Annotated in this window: 31 protein-coding genes; 2 read left to right on the forward strand and 29 right to left on the reverse strand. The window is 49.0% G+C overall.

Annotation, left to right across the window (positions count from 1 at the left end; genetic code table 11):
• Positions 1 to 10 precede the first annotated feature (10 nt).
• Entirely contained in the window at positions 11 to 907 is an 897-nt protein-coding gene (locus tag CBR65_RS08960) for an AraC family transcriptional regulator (protein WP_198300917.1), read from the reverse strand.
• 175 nt (positions 908 to 1,082) lie between these two features.
• Between CBR65_RS08960 and CBR65_RS08965 the strand changes: the two genes are divergently transcribed.
• Entirely contained in the window at positions 1,083 to 1,817 is a 735-nt protein-coding gene (locus CBR65_RS08965; RefSeq protein WP_087466541.1) for an SDR family oxidoreductase, read from the forward strand.
• A 77-nt stretch (positions 1,818 to 1,894) separates the two neighbouring features.
• On the opposite strand, the gene ssb is transcribed toward CBR65_RS08965, so the two are convergent.
• Entirely contained in the window at positions 1,895 to 2,449 is a 555-nt protein-coding gene (ssb, locus tag CBR65_RS08970; protein WP_087466542.1) for a single-stranded DNA-binding protein, read from the reverse strand.
• A 101-nt stretch (positions 2,450 to 2,550) separates the two neighbouring features.
• Positions 2,551 to 3,912, reverse strand: a complete 1,362-nt coding sequence (locus CBR65_RS08975; RefSeq protein ID WP_232461404.1) for an MFS transporter — start codon at positions 3,910 to 3,912, stop codon at positions 2,551 to 2,553.
• A 179-nt stretch (positions 3,913 to 4,091) separates the two neighbouring features.
• Between CBR65_RS08975 and uvrA the strand changes: the two genes are divergently transcribed.
• Positions 4,092 to 6,986: an excinuclease ABC subunit UvrA gene (gene uvrA, locus CBR65_RS08980; RefSeq protein WP_087466543.1), complete on the forward strand. Its 2,895-nt coding sequence runs from the start codon at positions 4,092 to 4,094 to the stop codon at positions 6,984 to 6,986.
• 107 nt (positions 6,987 to 7,093) lie between these two features.
• Here uvrA and rplQ read toward each other — a convergent pair whose 3' ends face one another.
• The 26 genes from rplQ to rplD all read right to left on the reverse strand — a co-directional run bounded on the left by rplQ (position 7,094) and on the right by rplD (position 19,900).
• Positions 7,094 to 7,486: a 50S ribosomal protein L17 gene (gene rplQ, locus CBR65_RS08985; RefSeq protein ID WP_087466544.1), complete on the reverse strand. Its 393-nt coding sequence runs from the start codon at positions 7,484 to 7,486 to the stop codon at positions 7,094 to 7,096.
• Positions 7,487 to 7,571: 85 nt separating this feature from the next.
• A complete protein-coding gene (gene rpoA, locus CBR65_RS08990) occupies positions 7,572 to 8,558 on the reverse strand; it encodes a DNA-directed RNA polymerase subunit alpha (RefSeq protein WP_087466545.1) in 987 nt (328 codons plus the stop codon).
• Positions 8,559 to 8,584: 26 nt separating this feature from the next.
• Complete coding sequence (gene rpsD / locus CBR65_RS08995) at positions 8,585 to 9,205, reverse strand: 30S ribosomal protein S4 (protein WP_087466546.1); 621 nt, start codon at positions 9,203 to 9,205, stop codon at positions 8,585 to 8,587.
• Positions 9,206 to 9,219: 14 nt separating this feature from the next.
• On the reverse strand, positions 9,220 to 9,615 hold the full coding sequence (gene rpsK / locus CBR65_RS09000; RefSeq protein ID WP_087466547.1) for a 30S ribosomal protein S11: 396 nt from the start codon (positions 9,613 to 9,615) through the stop codon (positions 9,220 to 9,222).
• 58 nt (positions 9,616 to 9,673) lie between these two features.
• Complete coding sequence (gene rpsM, locus CBR65_RS09005) at positions 9,674 to 10,030, reverse strand: 30S ribosomal protein S13 (protein ID WP_087466548.1); 357 nt, start codon at positions 10,028 to 10,030, stop codon at positions 9,674 to 9,676.
• A 251-nt stretch (positions 10,031 to 10,281) separates the two neighbouring features.
• A complete protein-coding gene (rpmJ, locus tag CBR65_RS09010) occupies positions 10,282 to 10,398 on the reverse strand; it encodes a 50S ribosomal protein L36 (protein ID WP_039912586.1) in 117 nt (38 codons plus the stop codon).
• A 21-nt stretch (positions 10,399 to 10,419) separates the two neighbouring features.
• Positions 10,420 to 11,757 carry a preprotein translocase subunit SecY gene (secY, locus tag CBR65_RS09015; protein WP_087466549.1) on the reverse strand — a complete coding sequence of 446 codons (1,338 nt, stop codon included), beginning with the start codon at positions 11,755 to 11,757 and terminating at the stop codon, positions 10,420 to 10,422.
• 11 nt (positions 11,758 to 11,768) lie between these two features.
• Complete coding sequence (gene rplO, locus CBR65_RS09020; RefSeq protein WP_087466550.1) at positions 11,769 to 12,203, reverse strand: 50S ribosomal protein L15; 435 nt, start codon at positions 12,201 to 12,203, stop codon at positions 11,769 to 11,771.
• A 1-nt stretch (position 12,204) separates the two neighbouring features.
• Positions 12,205 to 12,390 (reverse strand): 50S ribosomal protein L30, encoded by a 186-nt coding sequence (gene rpmD, locus CBR65_RS09025; RefSeq protein ID WP_087466551.1) that lies wholly within the window; start codon positions 12,388 to 12,390, stop codon positions 12,205 to 12,207.
• A 37-nt stretch (positions 12,391 to 12,427) separates the two neighbouring features.
• On the reverse strand, positions 12,428 to 12,937 hold the full coding sequence (rpsE, locus tag CBR65_RS09030; RefSeq protein ID WP_087466552.1) for a 30S ribosomal protein S5: 510 nt from the start codon (positions 12,935 to 12,937) through the stop codon (positions 12,428 to 12,430).
• Between the two features lie 10 nt (positions 12,938 to 12,947).
• Complete coding sequence (gene rplR, locus CBR65_RS09035; RefSeq protein ID WP_087466553.1) at positions 12,948 to 13,298, reverse strand: 50S ribosomal protein L18; 351 nt, start codon at positions 13,296 to 13,298, stop codon at positions 12,948 to 12,950.
• 10 nt (positions 13,299 to 13,308) lie between these two features.
• On the reverse strand, positions 13,309 to 13,842 hold the full coding sequence (gene rplF / locus CBR65_RS09040) for a 50S ribosomal protein L6 (protein WP_087466554.1): 534 nt from the start codon (positions 13,840 to 13,842) through the stop codon (positions 13,309 to 13,311).
• A gap of 13 nt (positions 13,843 to 13,855) precedes the next feature.
• The gene (rpsH, locus tag CBR65_RS09045) at positions 13,856 to 14,248 is read right to left on the reverse strand and encodes a 30S ribosomal protein S8 (protein ID WP_087466555.1); all 393 of its coding nucleotides are present in this window, start codon (positions 14,246 to 14,248) and stop codon (positions 13,856 to 13,858) included.
• Positions 14,249 to 14,278: 30 nt separating this feature from the next.
• A complete protein-coding gene (gene rpsN / locus CBR65_RS09050) occupies positions 14,279 to 14,584 on the reverse strand; it encodes a 30S ribosomal protein S14 (RefSeq protein WP_087466556.1) in 306 nt (101 codons plus the stop codon).
• A 10-nt stretch (positions 14,585 to 14,594) separates the two neighbouring features.
• The gene (rplE, locus tag CBR65_RS09055) at positions 14,595 to 15,134 is read right to left on the reverse strand and encodes a 50S ribosomal protein L5 (protein ID WP_087466557.1); all 540 of its coding nucleotides are present in this window, start codon (positions 15,132 to 15,134) and stop codon (positions 14,595 to 14,597) included.
• A gap of 6 nt (positions 15,135 to 15,140) precedes the next feature.
• On the reverse strand, positions 15,141 to 15,458 hold the full coding sequence (gene rplX, locus CBR65_RS09060; protein WP_087466558.1) for a 50S ribosomal protein L24: 318 nt from the start codon (positions 15,456 to 15,458) through the stop codon (positions 15,141 to 15,143).
• Positions 15,459 to 15,493: 35 nt separating this feature from the next.
• Positions 15,494 to 15,862, reverse strand: coding sequence for a 50S ribosomal protein L14 (gene rplN, locus CBR65_RS09065; protein ID WP_087466559.1), 369 nt, complete (start codon positions 15,860 to 15,862; stop codon positions 15,494 to 15,496).
• A gap of 37 nt (positions 15,863 to 15,899) precedes the next feature.
• Positions 15,900 to 16,166: a 30S ribosomal protein S17 gene (gene rpsQ / locus CBR65_RS09070; RefSeq protein ID WP_087466560.1), complete on the reverse strand. Its 267-nt coding sequence runs from the start codon at positions 16,164 to 16,166 to the stop codon at positions 15,900 to 15,902.
• Between the two features lie 2 nt (positions 16,167 to 16,168).
• Positions 16,169 to 16,360, reverse strand: a complete 192-nt coding sequence (gene rpmC / locus CBR65_RS09075; RefSeq protein WP_087466561.1) for a 50S ribosomal protein L29 — start codon at positions 16,358 to 16,360, stop codon at positions 16,169 to 16,171.
• Positions 16,360 to 16,773, reverse strand: coding sequence for a 50S ribosomal protein L16 (gene rplP / locus CBR65_RS09080; protein WP_087466562.1), 414 nt, complete (start codon positions 16,771 to 16,773; stop codon positions 16,360 to 16,362). Before rplP ends, rpmC begins: the two co-directional genes overlap by 1 nt.
• Positions 16,774 to 16,785: 12 nt before the next feature.
• On the reverse strand, positions 16,786 to 17,466 hold the full coding sequence (rpsC, locus tag CBR65_RS09085) for a 30S ribosomal protein S3 (protein WP_087466563.1): 681 nt from the start codon (positions 17,464 to 17,466) through the stop codon (positions 16,786 to 16,788).
• A gap of 16 nt (positions 17,467 to 17,482) precedes the next feature.
• Positions 17,483 to 17,812 carry a 50S ribosomal protein L22 gene (rplV, locus tag CBR65_RS09090; RefSeq protein ID WP_087466564.1) on the reverse strand — a complete coding sequence of 110 codons (330 nt, stop codon included), beginning with the start codon at positions 17,810 to 17,812 and terminating at the stop codon, positions 17,483 to 17,485.
• A gap of 28 nt (positions 17,813 to 17,840) precedes the next feature.
• The gene (gene rpsS, locus CBR65_RS09095; protein ID WP_087466565.1) at positions 17,841 to 18,119 is read right to left on the reverse strand and encodes a 30S ribosomal protein S19; all 279 of its coding nucleotides are present in this window, start codon (positions 18,117 to 18,119) and stop codon (positions 17,841 to 17,843) included.
• Positions 18,120 to 18,151: 32 nt separating this feature from the next.
• Positions 18,152 to 18,979, reverse strand: coding sequence for a 50S ribosomal protein L2 (gene rplB / locus CBR65_RS09100; protein WP_087466566.1), 828 nt, complete (start codon positions 18,977 to 18,979; stop codon positions 18,152 to 18,154).
• Between the two features lie 13 nt (positions 18,980 to 18,992).
• Entirely contained in the window at positions 18,993 to 19,289 is a 297-nt protein-coding gene (rplW, locus tag CBR65_RS09105) for a 50S ribosomal protein L23 (RefSeq protein ID WP_087466567.1), read from the reverse strand.
• Entirely contained in the window at positions 19,286 to 19,900 is a 615-nt protein-coding gene (gene rplD / locus CBR65_RS09110) for a 50S ribosomal protein L4 (RefSeq protein WP_087466568.1), read from the reverse strand. Before rplD ends, rplW begins: the two co-directional genes overlap by 4 nt.
• Positions 19,901 to 19,906: the final 6 nt, after the last annotated feature.

Here is a 19,906-nt window from a genome sequence, read left to right on the forward strand (position 1 = left end):
TATCCCGCTGTCAGTGCGCCCGTGCGCGAATGTTCTCAATATCACGGATCGGGGGCGCGCCAAACATTCTTGAGTATTCGCGGCTGAATTGTGACGGACTTTCATAGCCGACTCGATAGGCCGCATTTGATGCATCTATGGCCTCCGCTAACATCATTCGCCGCGCTTCTAGCAGCCGCAGGCGTTTTTGATACTGCAAAGGACTCATGGCAGTCACCTCCTTAAAATGCGCATGAAATGACGAGGGGCTCATATTGGCGACATCAATCATTTGTGCGATGCCAACAGGCTTGTCGAAATTAAGTTTCAAGAACTCAATGACCTGCGAGATGCGCTGCATATTGCTACCCTGGGCTGCCATCTGGACTATTCGATGCCCATATGGCCCTTTCAATAATCGATAGTAGATTTCACGCTTGATCATGGGTACAAGGAATGGGATATCTTCCGGGGCTTCCAATAATTCAACGAGACGCAAAAGGGAATACTCCAGCGTTACGTCTGCATTACCGACAAACAATCCACGGGCGCTGAGTGCCGGGGGTTCAATATAAGAATTCACTTCCGGAATGAGTTCGCTGATCTCACATAAGTCGAGATCTAACTGAAGACTCAGGTACGGCATCTCTTCACTCGCCAGGACAACCTGCCCGGTTACCGGCAGATCTACAGAAACCACCAGAAACTCCGATGGGCTGTAGCGGTAAACCTCATCGCCCAGCATGACTTCTTTGGCGCCCTGCACAATCAAACAAATAGAAGGTTCATACACCACCGGGATCTTCATGCTCAAGGCGGTAGCCTTGATACATTTCAAACCTGCTATGGCGGTCAGATGAATACCATCACCATCGGAGAATTTATCAATCAGCCGAATCAACTCTGGTTGCCGCCAATTAGTCACCACATTGATTACCTCTATTGCCAGACGATATCGAGATTACAAAAGCCTACAGAGGAAATAAATGACCGGCAAACAGATATGGAGGATTAGGCAATGGTTATGGAGATCCATGCATTAACGAAAGGCCATGCAACCCCTACTCTGACTCCACCAGTTACTACACACCAAGGAGTCAGCTATGAAATACGTTCAAGACAAAGTTATAGTAATCACCGGCGCCAGCAGTGGGATCGGTGAAGCAAGTGCCCGCTTGCTCGCAGAACATGGGGCTAAAGTCGTTCTGGGCGCTCGCCGGACCGAGAGGCTGGAACACATCGCTGCAGAAATCCGTGATCAAGGCGGAGAAGCCGCGTGCATGGCGGTTGACGTGGCAGATCTGGACGCCGTGAAGAGCCTGATCAGTTTTGCGCAGCATACCTTCGGGCGGGTCGACGTTATCTTCAATAATGCCGGTGTTATGCCGCTCTCCCCGCTGAGCGAACTGAAAATAGATGAATGGAATCGCATGATCGACATCAATATTCGCGGCGTTTTGAATGGTATCGCTGCCAGTCTACCCGTCATGCAAGCGCAAGGCGGCGGCCATGTTATCAATACCGCTTCCATCGGTGCCCATGTGGTGGTTCCAACGGGTGCCGTTTACTGCGCCACTAAATATGCTGTCTGGGCAATTTCTGAAGGGCTGCGCCAGGAGTCCAGGGACATCCGCGTCACCACGATTTGTCCCGGCGTTGTGGAGACGGAGTTAGGCCATGACATCAGCGATGAGGCCACTAAAGGTCAACTTAAGGAATGGCGTAAAGCGGCACTGACACCGGACGCTATCGCGCAAGCGGTGCTCTATGCGGTATCACAACCGGACAGTGTAGATGTGAATGAGCTTATCGTGCGGCCAACCATCAGTGCCTTCTAGGCAAGCAGATGTTATAAATTTATTTGAGCCACCAATAAAAAAGCCCTGCTAAGCAGGGCTTTTTTATTTCGAATCCATTAAAACGGAATATCGTCATCAAAGCTGTCAAAACCTGCCGGTGGTTGTTGGGGCGCATTACCCTGCCCAGCCCCGGAGGAGGCATAACCACCACCTTGATTACCGTGTTGAGGTGCTGCTTGCGGGCCACTTGCCGCTGGCTTGGACTGATTATAGTTTTGACCCTGATTGTAACCCTGGCCGTAGTCGCCCCCCATACTGCTACCGGAATTGTCACCGCGGCTATCGAGCATCTGCATCTCATTGGCGACAATTTCGGTGGTGTATCTGTCTGTGCCATCCTGCGCTTGCCATTTACGGGTGCGCAAGGACCCTTCGATATAAACCTTGCTGCCTTTACGCAGATATTCGCCCGCTATTTCACCGAGGCGATTAAAAAATACGACTCTGTGCCACTCAGTACGCTCCTGGGGTTGCCCGGTGTTTTTGTCTTTCCAGGTTTCCGAGGTTGCCACACTGATATTCGTTACCGCGCCACCGGACGGCATATATTTGACTTCCGGGTCCTGACCCACATTACCAATCAGAATTACTTTATTGATGCCACGAGCCATGAAACTTCTCCTCTTGATTTATCGTGTATTCGCCAACGGCGACATTTGCCCTATGAAATTCGGCTGCCACTTTATCACTCGCGACGGCCACAGCGCCAGATTCAAGCCTGGTTTTCCACAATGCCAGTGAGCGCCTGTCGGTCAACCAGACGCGGATCAACCTTGAGGTACACCGTATTTTCAGAGGCGACTACCAACACCTCAGCCACACCCTCTACAGACCGCAATTTCTCCGAGACAATGTGGGGATCCCGGCCTCTCAGTGGAATAAGTACACTGGCCAGGAAACGTGGCGGGCGCATGGACCACGCAACAACCAACCAAGCCAAACCAACCAGGGCAGCGACAGATAAAACTGCTGTCATACCCCAGTGCTGCAATATCCATCCACCAATCGCTCCGCCAGTAAAAACGCCCATTACCTGACTGGTGGCATAGATACCGGTGGCCGTACCCTTGGCTCCTGCCGGCGCAATCTTACTGACCATTGAGGGCAAGGTCGCCTCAAGTAAATTAAATGCAGCAAAAAACAGGAAGACCCCGACCAAAGTTAAAGGAAGATTGGGCGGCACACGCATCAGCATCAATTCCATCAACACCAGTAACGCCACAGCGCCCAAAAAAACCGGTTTAATCTGGCGGCGCTTCTCGGCCACAATGATAAACGGCAACATAACGACAAATGCTGCCGCCAGCAGAGGAAAATACAGCAAGCCATGATAATTGCGCGCGATATTCAATTGCTGCTCAAGGATCAACGGCAACACCATAAAGTTGGCCATCAATACAAAATGTAGCGAAAAGATTCCGAAATTCAGGCGTAATAAATCAGGATTCTTAAAAGTACGCCATAACAAAGCTGGCACTGCGCCGGCCTCACGCTGCCGTCGCGGCGCACTCACGGCCGGAACAGCCTTGAACAGGATGAAAATACCCACAACACCCAATATCGCCGTCAACCAAAAGATACTGGACACACCTGCCCATGCCGCCATCAAGGGGCCGACCGTCAGTGCAATCGAAAAGGAAACACCGATGGATGCACCAATAGTCGCCATTGCTTTGGTGCGGTTTTCCTCAGAGGTCAGATCGGTCAGCAATGCCATCACAGCCGCCGATACAGCTCCACCGCCCTGAAGGAACCGGCCAATGATTAATTCCATTACCGTTTCGGCTTGAGCAGCAATAACGCTCCCCAAAACAAAGATGATAAAGCCGGCAAGAATCACCGGTTTGCGGCCAATGCGATCAGACAAGACACCAAAGGGGATTTGCAGCAGAGCTTGGCTAAAGCCGTACGCGCCCAACGCCAGCCCTAAAAGGAACGGCGTACTACCACTGTAGTCAGAGCTGTACAACGCGAGGACCGGCAACAACATAAACAGACCGAACATGCGGAATGAGTAAAGTGCAGCCAGAGAAATAACGACGCGACGCTCAAAGGGAACCGGAGTTATTTGCACGGATAGTGATGCCCAAAGAAAAGAGGCGATTCTAGCAAGAGCGATGAGCGAGAGGCCAGCCAAATACGCGATTCCCGACCTTATCCACAGAAACACCTCTCCTGACAACTTTTGACAAGAGATTTCCGTATAATTGAACGCTTTGTCTTTCTTTCACCAGAGCAGATGTAAGGTGGTTAATGGATACGATTATCGTAAGGGGTGCTCGCACCCACAATCTCAAGAACATTGATCTGGATATACCGCGCGACAAGCTGGTGGTCATCACCGGCCCCTCCGGCTCAGGAAAATCCTCCCTCGCATTTGACACCCTCTACGCGGAAGGCCAACGCCGCTATGTCGAGTCGCTGTCTACTTATGCGCGTCAATTTTTATCCATGATGGAAAAGCCCGATGTCGACCATGTGGAGGGGTTGAGCCCGGCGATCTCCATCGAACAAAAGTCAACGTCGCACAACCCCCGCTCCACCGTAGGCACCATTACGGAGATTTATGATTACCTGCGCCTGCTCTACGCTCGCGTCGGTGAACCCCGCTGCCCCATCCACGGCGAACCCCTCGCCGCACAAACCGTCAGCGAAATGGTAGACACGGTCTGCGCCTTACCAGAAGGCACGAAATTAATGCTTCTCGCTCCGGTTGTCAGGGATCGCAAAGGAGAACATCTCCATATCCTGGAACAATTGAAACGCGATGGATTTATTCGCGCGCGCATTAATGGCTTATTGGTCGATCTCGACGATGCACCCAAGCTCGACAAAAAGAAAAAGCACAATATTGATGTAGTCGTGGATCGCTTCAAAGTGCGCGATGATTTGAAGCTGCGCCTTGCGGAATCTTTTGAGACAGCGCTGAACTTGTCTGAAGGTATTGCCAGCATCAGTTATATGGATGGCGAAGAAACTGATCGTTTGTTTTCCTCCAAACACGCCTGTCCCATTTGCGATTACAGTCTGAGCGAGTTGGAACCGCGACTGTTTTCCTTTAACAACCCGGCAGGCGCCTGCCCAACGTGCGACGGACTGGGTGTAAAACAGTATTTTGACGAAGAAAAAGTCGTGCATTTTCCTGAAGCCTCATTGTCCGAAGGCGCCATCCGTGGCTGGGACAAACGCAACGTCTACTATTTTCATATGCTTGCTTCGCTGGCCGAACATTATGGCTTTGATGTCGATACCCCTTGGAAAAAACTCAGACAAAAACAACGCGACGCGGTGCTTTATGGCTCAGGTAACGATGTAATTGAGTTTAATTACGTCAATGATCGTGGTGATATTTACAAGCGTAGCCATACCTTCGAAGGCGTACTGCCTAATATGGAACGCCGTTACCGGGATACCGAATCACAAATGGTGCGCGAAGAACTCGCGAAGTTTTTATCTACCGATCACTGTCCTGAATGCGAAGGCACTCGCTTGAGAGTTGAAGCACGACATGTCTTTGTTGATGAGCGAACGCTGCCGCAAATCACCGAGCTACCCGTAGCCGACGCGTATGCATATTTTCAACAATTGAAATTCAGCGGTCGCAAAGCCGGGATCGCCGATAAGATTTTAAAAGAACTGCGCGACCGATTTCGCTTCCTTGTAGATGTCGGCTTGAATTATCTGACACTCAATCGTAGCGCGGAAACCTTATCAGGCGGCGAGGCTCAGCGTATTCGACTTGCCAGTCAAATCGGTGCCGGGTTAGTCGGCGTTATGTATATCCTCGACGAACCGTCCATCGGCTTACATCAACGTGACAACGAACGCCTGCTTAAAACACTGACGCATCTGCGAGACTTGGGAAACACCGTCATTGTTGTTGAACACGATGAAGACGCCATTCGACAAGCCGATCATGTCATTGATATCGGACCCGGCGCAGGCGTGCATGGTGGTCAGGTCATCGCTCAAGGCGACGTCAAAAAAATTATGGCCAACAAAAACTCCATTACTGGCCAATACCTGAGCGGCAAACGCGAAATTGCGGTGCCGGAAAAACGTCATACTTTTAACCCGGAACAAGTGTTGAAACTGATCGGCGCCAACGGCAACAATTTGCAAGATGTGACCGTCGAGATACCTGTCGGCCTGATGACCTGCGTGACCGGCGTTTCCGGTTCCGGCAAATCAACGTTGATTAACGCTACCCTCCATCCGTTAGCTTCAACGGCGCTCAATGGTGCAAGCACATTAAAGGCCGCGCCCTACAAGGCTATTGAAGGCTTGGAATTATTCGATAAATGCGTCGATATTGATCAAAGCCCCATTGGAAGAACCCCGCGCTCCAACCCTGCCACCTACACCGGTATTTTTACACCGGTGCGCGATTTATTCGCGGGTACACAAGAGGCTCGTTCGCGGGGTTATCAACCCGGCCGCTTCAGCTTCAACGTTAAAGGCGGTCGTTGTGAAGCCTGCCAGGGAGATGGTGTAACCAAAGTAGAGATGCACTTCTTACCCGACGTTTACGTTCCTTGCGATGTTTGCAAAGGCAAGCGCTACAATCGTGAGACGCTTGAAGTTAAATACAAAGGCAAAAACATTCATGAAGTGCTGGAAATGACCGTAGAAGATGCGCATGCATTTTTTGAAGCGATACCAGCGGTTGAAAAGAAATTAAAAACACTGATAGATGTAGGTCTCTCCTACATTCGTCTCGGCCAGGCTGCAACGACGCTATCAGGCGGTGAGGCTCAACGGGTGAAGTTGGCCAAAGAGCTTTCAAAAAGGGACACAGGCAAGACATTGTATATCCTTGATGAGCCCACGACAGGTCTGCATTTCTACGATATCCAGCAGCTCCTGAACGTCCTGCACCGACTTCGCGACCACGGAAACACTATCGTGGTTATCGAACATAATCTGGATGTGATTAAAACGGCGGACTGGATTATAGATCTCGGACCCGAAGGCGGAAGCGGCGGAGGTCAGATCATCGCTACCGGCACGCCTGAAGATGTGGCCAAACACAAAGACTCCCATACGGGCAGGTTTTTAAAACCCATGTTACTGTCGGCAAAAGTACGCAATCAATCGAGCAAAAAAGTCAGCCCTAAAAAAGCAGTTGGTGCTACAAGGAAAAAATAACACGAGAATTGAACAAGCTAGGCCACGGATGGCTCAGGACGGGACACAGAAAACAAAAAAGCCAGGCATAAGCCTGGCTTTTTTGTTTGGGTACCTTCAGCCTTCAATTACTCGGCTTCTACCGCTGATTCAACTGACTGAACAGGACGATCAACCAATTCAACATAAGCCATAGGTGCCTTGTCGCCCGCACGGAAACCGCACTTCAGAATGCGAATATAACCGCCAGGACGATTTTGGTAACGAGGACCAAGATTGCTGAACAACTTGCCTACCGCTTCTTTACTTTGCAAACGGCTAAAAGCCAGACGACGGTTAGCAACGCTGTCTACTTTAGCCAAAGTAATCAAAGGCTCCGCTACACGGCGCAACTCTTTTGCTTTGGGCAAAGTAGTTTTAATCAATTCATGCTCAACCAGAGACGCAGTCATATTGCGAAACATGGCTTTGCGGTGTGAGGCGTTACGATTTAACTGACGGCCACTAAGACGATGACGCATGGTACAAATCCTTCAAAATGGATTGCTTAATTGCAATCTCGTTAACCGCCCGCACCGAAGAGAGTTAACGGGCGAACTAATAATGTTAGTCGTTTCTCAAGCTGGCTGGTGGCCAGTTTTCCAAACGCATTCCGAGAGACAGCCCGCGTGAAGCCAGGACATCTTTGATCTCGGTCAGTGACTTCTTACCAAGGTTCGGCGTTTTTAACAACTCGACCTCGGTACGCTGAATCAAATCACCAATGTAATAAATATTCTCAGCTTTCAAACAGTTAGCTGAACGGACAGTCAGTTCAAGATCATCTACCGGACGCAACAGAACAGGATCAATTGCCTCTTCTTTTTGTTCCGGCGCTGATTGCTTCTCACCTTCCAAATCAACAAACACAGCCAATTGCTGCTGAAGAATAGTCGCAGCACGACGAATGGCTTCTTCCGGATCGATAGTGCCGTTGGTTTCCAGATCAAGCACCAACTTATCAAGGTCAGTACGTTGCTCTACACGCGCACTTTCAACGCTGTAAGCCAAACGTCTTACCGGGCTGAAAGAAGCGTCCAACTGCAAACGGCCTATAGCGCGACTTTCATCATCATCACGACGACGACTGTCAGCTGGCTGATAACCACGACCGCGAGCTACTGTCAGGCGCATCTTCAACTCGGTGTTGCCGGTAATATTGGCAATCACATGATCGGGATTCTTAATCTCAATATCATGATCAAGTTGAATATCAGCCGCTGTAACAACACCAGGCCCTTTTTTACTTAATGTAAGGACCGCTTGGTCCTTACCGTGCATAACTACGGCAACGCCTTTCAGGTTAAGCAGGATTTCAATTACGTCCTCCCGCACACCTTCTATGTCGCTGTACTCGTGCAAAACACCTTCAATTTCAGCTTCAACAATGGCACAACCAGCCATAGAGGACAGCAGAATGCGACGCAGCGCATTGCCAAGGGTATGTCCGAAGCCGCGCTCCAAAGGTTCCAACACCACGCGAGCATGAGTTGAACTGATCTCTGAAACATCGATATGACGCGGGGTCAAAAATTCGTTTACTGCAGTCTGCATAGCCACACCTGTTAGCGGTTTGTCCCTTACTTAGAGTAAAGCTCTATGATGAGGTTCTCGTTAATATCAGCTGGCAAATCGCTGCGATCAGGAACGCGCTTAAAAATACCTTCTTTCTTATCAAAGTTAACATCAACCCACTCAACATGACTGCGCTGAGTAGCAATGTTAATAGCATTTTGAATGCGCAATTGCTTCTTCGCTTTCTCACGAACCGCAACAACATCGCCTTCAACAACCTGGTAAGACGCGATATTCACAGTCTTGCCATTTACGCTGATAGCTTTGTGGGAAACGAGCTGACGGGATTCCGCGCGCGTGGCACCGAAGCCCATGCGATACACAACGTTATCCAGGCGTGATTCCAATAACTTCAGCAGGTTTTCACCGCTGGCGCCTTTACGGCGAGCAGCTTCTTTGTAGTAGCTACGGAATTGCTTTTCCAGCACACCGTAGATACGACGTACTTTTTGCTTTTCACGCAACTGAACACCGTAGTCAGAAAGACGACCACGACGTTGGCCATGCTGGCCGGGTGCAGTTTCAATCTTGCATTTGGAATCCAGCGCGCGAGCACCACTCTTCAAAAAGAGATCAGTACCTTCACGGCGGGATAATTTACAAGTTGGTCCAATATAACGTGCCATTTTCTAAATCCCCCTTAAACGCGACGTTTCTTCGGCGGACGACAGCCGTTGTGAGGAATCGGCGTTACGTCAGTGATGTTGGTAATTTTGTAGCCAACATTATTCAGTGCGCGAACTGCTGATTCGCGACCTGGGCCAGGGCCTTTCACTTCAACGTCGAGGTTCTTCAAGCCGTATTCTTTCGCGGCTTCACCGGCGCGTTCTGCTGCGACCTGGGCAGCAAAAGGAGTACTTTTACGTGAACCACGGAAACCTGAGCCACCGGAGGTAGCCCATGACAGGGTGTTACCCTGACGGTCTGTGATAGTCACAATAGTATTGTTAAAAGAAGCGTGGATATGAGCTACCCCATCTACCACCGTCTTTTTAACTTTCTTTTTCGTTGCGGTTTTATTACCTGGCTTCGCCATAGCAATCTCTTCCTAACCTGTTGTTACCGTACTTGAATGACAAACGTAAGCAATTCAATTATTTCTTGATTGGCTTACGCGGACCTTTGCGGGTACGAGCGTTGGTTTTAGTACGCTGACCACGAAGCGGCAGGCTGCGACGATGACGTAAGCCACGGTAGCATCCCAAGTCCATGAGGCGTTTGATGTTCATAGATATAACACGGCGCAAGTCACCCTCAACGGTGCGCTTGGCTACCTCATTACGAATTGCATCCATCTGCTCTTCTGAGAGCGTAGAGATTTTTACATCTTCTGCGATACCAGTGGCAGCGCAAATCTGCTTCGCTGTGGTACGGCCAATCCCGTAGACATAGGTCAAAGAGATAACCGCGTGCTTATTATCTGGTATGTTTACACCAGCAATACGGGCCATTCAAATTACTCCAGTAACACGTAAATTGTGTAGCGTTGACAGTAACAACGCCATCCAGCACTCTAAAAAGGCGCGAAAGGATAGCGATAAAGTCACTTGAAATCAATAGCCTGATGAATTTTTCATCAAGCGACAGTCAACGCCCCCATAATAGCTCTTTGACGAACAGCCTGAACTCTAAAACAACGAGCAGGTGGCTACAGTAACTCCACCTGCTCACGCTTACGGAACTCAGCTTGTTCGAAAGCTATTTAACCTTGACGCTGCTTATGACGCGGCTCAACATTGCAGATTACCCGCAGAACACCGTTACGACGCACCATTTTGCAATTACGACAAATCTTTTTAACAGAAGCACGAACTTTCATGATTCACCCTAATATCCAGGATCAGCGGACGTTACTGCCGCCGAAACCTTTTAAGTTTGACTTCTTCATCAGCGATTCATACTGATGAGACATCAGGTGTGCCTGGACTTGCGACATAAAATCCATCACCACGACCACAACGATCAGTAGAGAAGTCCCGCCCAGGTAAAATGGCACATTCGTAGCCACTACCAGGAACTGGGGCAACAGACACACCGCGGACATATAGATAGCACCCACCACAGTCAAACGTGTTAGCACACTATCAATATATTTGGCTGAGTGCTCACCAGGACGAATCCCTGGTATATAAGCACCTGATTTCTTCAAATTATCCGCTACTTCTTTCGGATTGAACATCAAAGCGGTATAGAAGAAGCAGAAAAAAGTAATCAACCCGGCAAACAGAATGATATTGAGCGGTTGGCCGGGACCAATAGCCAAAGCGAACTCTTGTAAAAACTCATTCACAGCACCTTCACCGCCCTGGCCGAACCACTGCGCGATTGAAGCTGGAAATAATAAAATACTACTTGCAAAAATCGCAGGAATAACGCCTGCCATATTTATCTTCAACGGCAGATGACTGCTTTGTGCAGCATAGCCCTGACGACCTTGCTGCCGCTTGGCGTAGTTTACCGTGATACGGCGCTGGCCTCTCTCAATACGAACCACCAACCAGATAACAGCAAGCGCAATAACAGCAATAACCAGAAGTAACAGAATGTGCAAGTCACCTTGGCGCGCGCTCTCAAACGCCTGACCAATTGCGCTAGGCAACCCAGCAACGATACCGGCAAAGATAAGCATGGATATACCGTTACCAATGCCACGCTCAGTCACCTGCTCACCCAACCACATCATAAATACCGCACCTGTAACCAAGGACACGATAGCGATGAAATAGAAGGAGAAGCTCGGCTCTCCGCCATAAGCGTAAGAAGAAAAGCTTACAGCCATGGCCAACGCCTGAACGGTGGCAAGAACAACCGTAAAGTAACGGGTATATTGATTTATCTTACGACGTCCTGCATCACCTTCCTTCTTCAACTGCTCTAAAGAAGGGGTAACAGCAGTCAACAACTGCATGATAATCGAGGCCGAAATATAGGGCATAATCCCTAGAGCCAGGATACTCATTCGCTCCAACGCTCCACCAGAAAACATATTAAACAAACCCAGGATCGTGCCCTGACTTTGATTAAATAAGTTGGCTATACGCTCTGGGTCAAGACCCGGAACAGGAATATGAGTACCAATGCGATAAACCACAATAGCCAAAAACAGAAAGCGAAGGCGAGCCCAAAGCTCGCCTAAACCTTTTTGATTTGCTAGCGGCAGATTACCGGGAGTTGCCATTCGCGCCTCTTTTATTCTTCGATTTTTCCGCCAGCAGCTTCGATAGCCGCTTTAGCACCTTTAGTCACAGATAAGCCTTTCACTGTAACTGCTTTTTTCAACTCGCCAGAAGCAAAAATTTTGGCGCGCTTGATATTCGCATTAAGAACATCAGCTTGCTTCAGAGTTTCCAAATCAACTACATCACCGTCAACCAGATTCAGCTCAGATAAACGAACCTGAGCAGTAACAAGACTGATACGAGATGTGAAACCGTACTTCGGCAAACGCTTCTGCAGCGGCATTTGACCGCCTTCAAAACCTGGTTTGACGGAGCCACCTGAACGAGATTTCAAACCTTTATGGCCGCGACCTGCGGTTTTACCCAGGCCACTACCGATACCACGACCAACACGCTTTTTCTCGCGAATTCTGCCGGGGGCGGGGCTTAGCGTATTAAGACGCATCTTACTCTCCCTCTACCTTAACCAGATAATTTACCAAATTAATCATGCCACGCACTGAAGGAGTATCTTCAACTTCAACAGTATGGCCGATACGGCGCAGGCCCAAGCCTTTTACGCAAGCCTGATGGTTCTTCAGACGGTGAGCCGTGCTCTTTATCTGAGTAACCTTAATCATTTTCTTAGCCATGATGATATTCCGCTATCAAGTAATCGATAACTATCGACTAGTTCAGAATCTCTTCAACACTTTTACCGCGTTTTGCTGCAACAGCATCGGGAGAAGCCATCGTCTTTAACGCGTCAAAGGTTGCACGAACAACGTTCACCGGATTGGTTGAGCCATAGCATTTCGCCAATACGTTCTGAACGCCCGCAATTTCTAAAACTGCACGCATCGCACCACCGGCAATGACACCGGTACCCTGCGAAGCAGGTTGCATATAAACTTTTGAAGCACCATGACGCCCCTTGGTTGGGTACTGCAAGGTATCTCCGTTCAGCTCAACACTGATCATATTCCGGCGTGCTGCTTCCATCGCCTTCTGGATAGCCACAGGTACTTCACGCGCTTTTCCGCGACCAAAGCCGACCTTGCCATTACCATCACCAACGACAGTCAGCGCAGTAAAAGCAAAGATACGACCACCTTTAACAGTTTTGGCAACACGATTAACTTGTACCAGCTTTTCTTGCAAGCCTTCGTTGTTGTCTTCTTCTTTCTTGGAGTAAGCCATATCTTAACCTTTAGAATTCCAGTCCACCTTCACGCGCAGCATCAGCCAGAGCTTTGACACGGCCGTGGTATTTGAAACCACTGCGATCAAATGCGACCTGGGTAATACCGGCAGCTTTGGCGCGCTCAGCAATCAGAGCGCCAACGGCTTTCGCAGCATCAACGTTGCCGGTTTTGCCGCTACGTAAACTTGTATCAAGCGTCGAAGCGCTTACTAACACTTTTGCGCCATCTTCTGCAATAACTTGCGCGTAGATATGACGCGGTGTACGGTGAATCGCCAGACGGGTGATATTCAATTCACGAATCTTTGCACGGGCACGGCGCGCACGGCGAAGACGAGATAACTTCTTATCGCTCATAACCTAGGCCCTACTTTTTCTTGGCTTCTTTACGCAGTACTTGCTCATCCGAATAACGAACACCTTTACCTTTATATGGCTCTGGTGCACGAATAGAACGGATCTCAGCAGCAACTTGACCCAGCAATTGCTTGTCAGCGCTTTTAAGTACAATTTCAGTCTGGCTTGGGGTTTCCACCGTTACACCTGCAGGCAGAGAGTAATTAACGGGATTTGAATAACCCAAAGACAGGTTTACAGTGTTACCTTCTGCTTTAGCACGATAACCAACACCAACAAGCGTCAGTTTTTTCTCAAACCCTTGACTGACACCGATCACCATATTGCTGACCAATGCGCGGGTTGTTCCTGCTAATGCATCTGACTGCTTGGCACCATCCCGAGGTGCGAAGGTCAGGACGTTATTGTCCTGTTTAACTTCAACATTCGGGTGAACTTCGAGCGCCAACGTACCTTTGCCACCTTTAATAGAGAGACTTTGGCCCTTAAGGCTTACAGTCACTGCGGCGGGTACTTCAACCGGACTTTTTGCAACTCGTGACATGACGATTTCCCAATTAGAATACTGTGCAGAGGACTTCGCCACCCACGCCAGCGGCACGAGCAGCACGATCAGTCATTACACCTTTACTGGTAGAAACAATTGCGATTCCCAAACCACCGCGAACGGTAGGAATTGCAGTTTTACCGGCATAATTACGCAAGCCAGGACGGCTTACGCGGTCAAGCTCAGCAATTACTGGCTTACCTTCAAAATATTTCAAGTCAATGGTCAGTTCTTGTTTAGCACCTTCGCTAATAGAAAAACCATTAATGTAACCCTCATCAGAGAGTACTTTTGCCACGCTGATCTTCAACTTGGAAGATGGCATGGTTACAGCTGCTTTACCCACTTGTTGCGCATTGCGAATGCGGGTCAGCATATCTGCCAACGGATCTTGCATGCTCATCAGATTCTGCTCCTAATATTAAGCCGAGGCTTACCAGCTGGCTTTAACCAAGCCGGGGACATCACCGCGCATGGCTGCTTCACGCAATTTGTGACGGCACAAGCCGAATTTGCGATAAACGCCATGAGGACGACCAGTTACACGACAACGATTGCGCTGACGAGATTTGCTAGCATCACGAGGCATTTTTTGCAGTTTAATTTGCGCTTCCCACACTTGCTCTTCAGTCGACGACGGGTTAACGATCGCCGCCTTCAGTTCTGCGCGCTTAGCCGCATATTTTTTCTCGATCTGTGCACGCTTGACTTCACGCGCAATCATAGATTTCTTAGCCATGACTTAACCCTTAGCCTTTGAACGGGAAGTTGAACGCTTTCAGCAGCGCACGACCTTCTTCGTCTGTCCGCGCAGTGGTAGTAATACAAATATCCAAACCACGGAGCTTATCAACCTTGTCGTAGTCGATTTCCGGGAAGATAATTTGCTCGGTAACGCCCATAGAAAAGTTACCGCGACCATCAAACTGCTTTGGGCTGATCCCGCGGAAGTCACGAATGCGTGGGATAGCAACAGAAATCAGGCGGTCCAGAAACTCATACATCCGCTCTTGACGGAGAGTTACTTTACAACCGATCGGCCAACCATCACGAATCTTGAAGCCTGCGATTGATTTACGCGCATTGGTTACGACAGCTTTTTGACCAGCAATCTTGATCAAGTCATTAACTGCGTTCTCAAGCACTTTTTTATCACCTACCGCTTCACCCACACCCATATTCAAGGTGATTTTGGTAATGCGAGGCACTTCCATTACATTCGCCAAGCCCAACTCTTCTTTGAGTTTGGGGGCGATTTCTTTGCTGTATAGATCTTTGAGCCTAGCCATGTCTAATTACGCCCCTACGGCTTCGCCATTGGATTTGAAAACACGAACTTTGTCGCCATTTTCAAGGATCTTGAAGCCGACGCGATCAGCTTTCTTAGTTGCCTGGTTAAAAATGGCAACGTTAGAAGCATGAATGGAGGCCTCTTTCTCAACAATCCCACCAGCCACTCCCAATTGAGGGTTTGGTTTCTGGTGCTTTTTGATCATGTTAATGCCTGAAACAATCAAACGATCTTCAGCCAATACGCGTAATACCTTCCCACGCTTGCCCTTGTCGCGACCGGCGATAACAATCACTTCGTCATCACGTTTAATTTTACGCATTTGTCTGCCCTCGATTCTCTGCTTGGCCTGGTTACTTAAAGTACTTCAGGAGCAAGAGAAATGATTTTCATAAATTTCTCGCCACGTAACTCACGAGTTACCGGTCCGAAAATACGGGTACCAATCGGAGCATCCTGGTTGTTCAGCAGTACGGCAGCATTATCGTCAAACTTGATTAATGAACCGTCTTGTCGACGAACACCTTTTTTGGTGCGCACGACAACTGCCTTCATTACTTGGCCCTTCTTCACCTTACCGCGAGGAATTGCTTCCTTTACGGTAACCTTGATGATATCGCCCACGGATGCATAGCGACGGTGGGAGCCGCCAAGAACCTTGATGCACATGACACGGCGAGCACCGCTGTTGTCAGCAACATCTAAGTAACTTTCTGTTTGAATCATCGTCCGTCTCCGAAACTTATAAAGTCGCCGAGATCATTTAGATCTCTGTAGCGCGCTCTTCAATATTGACTAAAGTCCAAGTCTTGGTTTTTGACAGTGGACGAGACTCAGCAACGGTAACAACGTCGCCAATTTTGCACTCATTGTTTTCGTCGTGAGCTTTCAGCTTTGATGACTTGGTCGTGTACTTGCCATAAACTTCATGCTTCACACGACGCTCAATCAGCACAGTGATGGTTTTATCCATCTTGTCGCTAACGACCTTACCGGTCAATGTACGAGCCTGGTTAGTAGCCTGAGTCATCGTTAGTTACCTGCCTTTTGTTTAAGCACTGTCTTGATGCGGGCGATATCTTTTCTAGTTTTCGCCAGCAAATGAGATTGACCCAACTGACCAGTAGCAGCTTGCATACGCAACTTGAACTGTTCCTTTAACTGAGCCAACAGCGCGCCATTCAGTTCTTCGACGGACTTTTCGCGGAGTTCTGAAGCTTTCATCACATCACCGAACGTTTTACAAATGTTGTTGAAATAGGCAATTTAGCCGCTGCAAGAGAGAAGGCTTCGCGAGCTAACTCTTCGCTCACGCCATCCATTTCATAAAGAACCTTGCCAGGACGAATTTGTGCCACCCAGTATTCCACGTTACCCTTACCTTTACCTTGACGAACTTCCAAGGGCTTTTCAGTAATTGGTTTATCCGGGAATACACGAATCCAGATTTTGCCACCACGCTTAACGTGACGGGTCATCGCACGACGAGCTGCCTCGATTTGACGAGCAGTAATGCGACCGCGACCAGTTGCTTTCAAGCCAAAATCACCAAAACTCACTTTGGAGCCACGCTGGGCCAAGCCGCGGTTGCGGCCTTTCATTTGCTTGCGAAACTTTGTACGCTTTGGTTGTAACATTTTGCGTACTCCTTACTTGGCTTTTGCAGGTTTTTTCTTGGATGCAGTTTCGGTTTCAACTACTTCACCGATAACTTCACCTTTGAAAATCCATACTTTTACACCGATGATGCCGTAGGTAGTGCTGGCTTCGGCTGTTGCGTAATCAATATCTGCACGCAACGTGTGCAACGGCACACGGCCTTCACGATACCATTCACTACGAGCAATCTCGGCACCACCCAAGCGACCACCCACCTGGATTTTGATACCTTCAGCACCTTGGCGCATAGCATTTTGCACAGCGCGCTTCATCGCACGGCGAAACATCACGCGACGCTCCAACTGCTGAGCAACGCTTTGTGCTACCAGAGCCGCATCCAGATCAGGCTTGCGAATTTCTTCGATGTTGATATGTACGGGCACGCCCATTTGCCTGCTGATTTCAGCGCGCAATTTATCAACATCTTCGCCTTTCTTACCGATCACAATTCCCGGACGAGCCGTATGAATTGTAATTCTTGCAGTATTGGCCGGACGCTCAATATCAACGCGGCTAACAGATGCACTGGCAAGTTTTTCCTGAATGTACGAACGTACTTTCAAGTCTATATTCAGTTTGTCGGCGTACTGGGTGCCATCGGCATACCAAACAGAAGTATGCTTTTTGATGATCCCCAGACGAATACCGTTCGGATGTACTTTCTGACCCATAACGCCTGCTCTCTTACTAGTCGGCTACTTTAACGGTGATGTGACAAGTGCGTTTAACAATGCGGTCAGCACGGCCTTTGGCGCGCGGTTTAATGCGCTTCAAACTGGTGCCTTCACCCACATAAATTGTCGACACTTTCAACTCGTCAACATCAGCGCCTTCGTTATGCTCTGCGTTTGCAATTGCAGATTCGAGCACTTTCTTAATAATTGCTGCGCCCTTCTTAGTACTGAAGGCCAGAATATCAAGAGCGTCTTCAACGCCTTTACCGCGAATTTGATCGGCTACCAAACGCGCTTTCTGCGCCGACAGACGAGCACCGCTAAGTTTTGCTGATACTTCCATCGTATTACCTCGTAGGCACTTTTAGCGCTTAGCGCTTTTTAGCTTTCTTATCTGCAGCATGACCACGATACGTGCGGGTAGCTGCAAATTCGCCAAGTTTGTGACCAACCATTTCTTCGTTGACCAGGACCGGCACGTGTTGACGCCCATTATGAACAGCCAGAGTCAAACCCACCATTTCCGGCATAATCATGGAACGGCGCGACCAGGTTTTAATTGGACGACGATCATTACCTGCGATCGCTGCTTCGACCTTCTTAATCAGGTGAAGATCGATAAAAGGACCTTTTTTCAGTGAACGTGGCACTGTTGTTTCCTCACTCAGCTGTTAAGTCGACGCTATTTCTTGTCGCGACGACGAACAATCATCTTATCGGTGCGCTTGTTTTTGCGCGTTTTGTAACCCTTCGTTGGGATACCCCATGGTGAAACCGGGTGACGACCACCAGAGGTACGACCTTCACCACCGCCGTGCGGGTGATCAACCGGGTTCATCGCAACACCGCGCACAGTCGGACGTACACCACGCCAGCGAGTAGCACCCGCCTTACCCAGTGAACGCAAGTTGTGTTCGCTGTTGGAAACTTCGCCCAATGTAGCGCGACACTCACTTAACACTTTGCGCATTTCACCACTACGCAAGCGCAAAGTGGCATAAGCACCTTCACGAGCAACCAACTGAGCAGACGCACCCGCTGAACGAGCTATCTGCGCACCTTTACCAGGCTTAAGCTCGACACAGTGAACAACACTACCCAACGGGATATTGCGAATTGGCAGAGTGTTGCCAACCTTAATAGAAGCTGCATCACCCGACTCAATTTTGTCACCGGCAGCCAAACTTTTTGGCGCAATGATGTAGCGACGCTCACCATCCGCATAGCATACGAGGGCGATATAGGCCGTACGATTGGGATCGTACTCAATACGCTCTACCACTGCCGGAATGCCGTCTTTATTGCGACGAAAATCTACCACACGATAATGCTGCTTATGACCACCACCGACATGACGGGTAGTGATACGACCAGCATTATTGCGGCCACCACTTTTAGATTTCTTTTCCAACAACGGCGCGTAGGGTTCACCCTTATGCAAATCAGGATTAACCACACGGACGACAAAGCGGCGACCGGGCGAGGTTGGTTTACTTTTTACAATAGCCATTGCAACAATCCCCTTACTCAGCTACCGCAAAGTCGATTTCTTGACCTTGCTCAAGACGCACATAAGCTTTTTTCCAATCGCTTTTTGTGCCAACTCCGTAGCGGGTACGCTTGGTTTTGCCCTTCACATTCAACACACGCACACTTTCAACCTTAGCGTTGAACAGCGCCTGAATGGCGGCTTTAATTTCAAGCTTACTTGCACTTGCAAGCACCTTGAAGACGACTTGATTGCTAGCATCACCAGCAGCGGCAGCTTTTTCAGAAACCACTGGACCTAGCAACACTTTATATAGGCGCTCTTGGTTCATCCCAGGATCTCCTCAAATTTTTTCAGAGCAGGAACAGTGACGATTACCTTGTCAAAGCGAATCAGACTTACAGGATCAACACCCTGAACATCACGAACATCAACCTTATGCAGATTTCGCGAAGCAAGGAATAAGTTTTCACTCATTTCCTCAGTCACAATCAACGCTTCAGACAAATCGTATTGAGCCAACTTTTGAACAAGACTTTTGGTTTTGGGAGCATCGACATCAAAACTCTCAACAACAACCAAACGATCCTGACGATTCAGCTCTGACAAAATGCACTGCAATGCTGCACGATACATTTTCTTATTTAACTTTTGCTCATGGTTGCGCGGCTTGGCAGCGAAGGTAACGCCACCTGAACGCCATATTGGGCTACGAATAGTACCCGCACGCGCACGACCAGTACCCTTTTGACGCCAAGGCTTTTTACCACCACCGGAAACCTCGGCACGAGTCAGCTGCGCCTTAGTCCCCTGACGAGCACCAGCCATATAAGCAACAACAGCCTGATGAACCAGATCCTGATTAAACTCTCTACCGAAAGCCACCTCAGATACACTCAAAGTACCTTTAGCGCCGCCGGGTGTAACAATATTTAATTCCATCGTCGA

Origin of the sequence: Cellvibrio sp. PSBB006 (assembly GCF_002162135.1) — a bacterium.
Taxonomy (GTDB): Bacteria; Pseudomonadota; Gammaproteobacteria; order Pseudomonadales; family Cellvibrionaceae; genus Cellvibrio.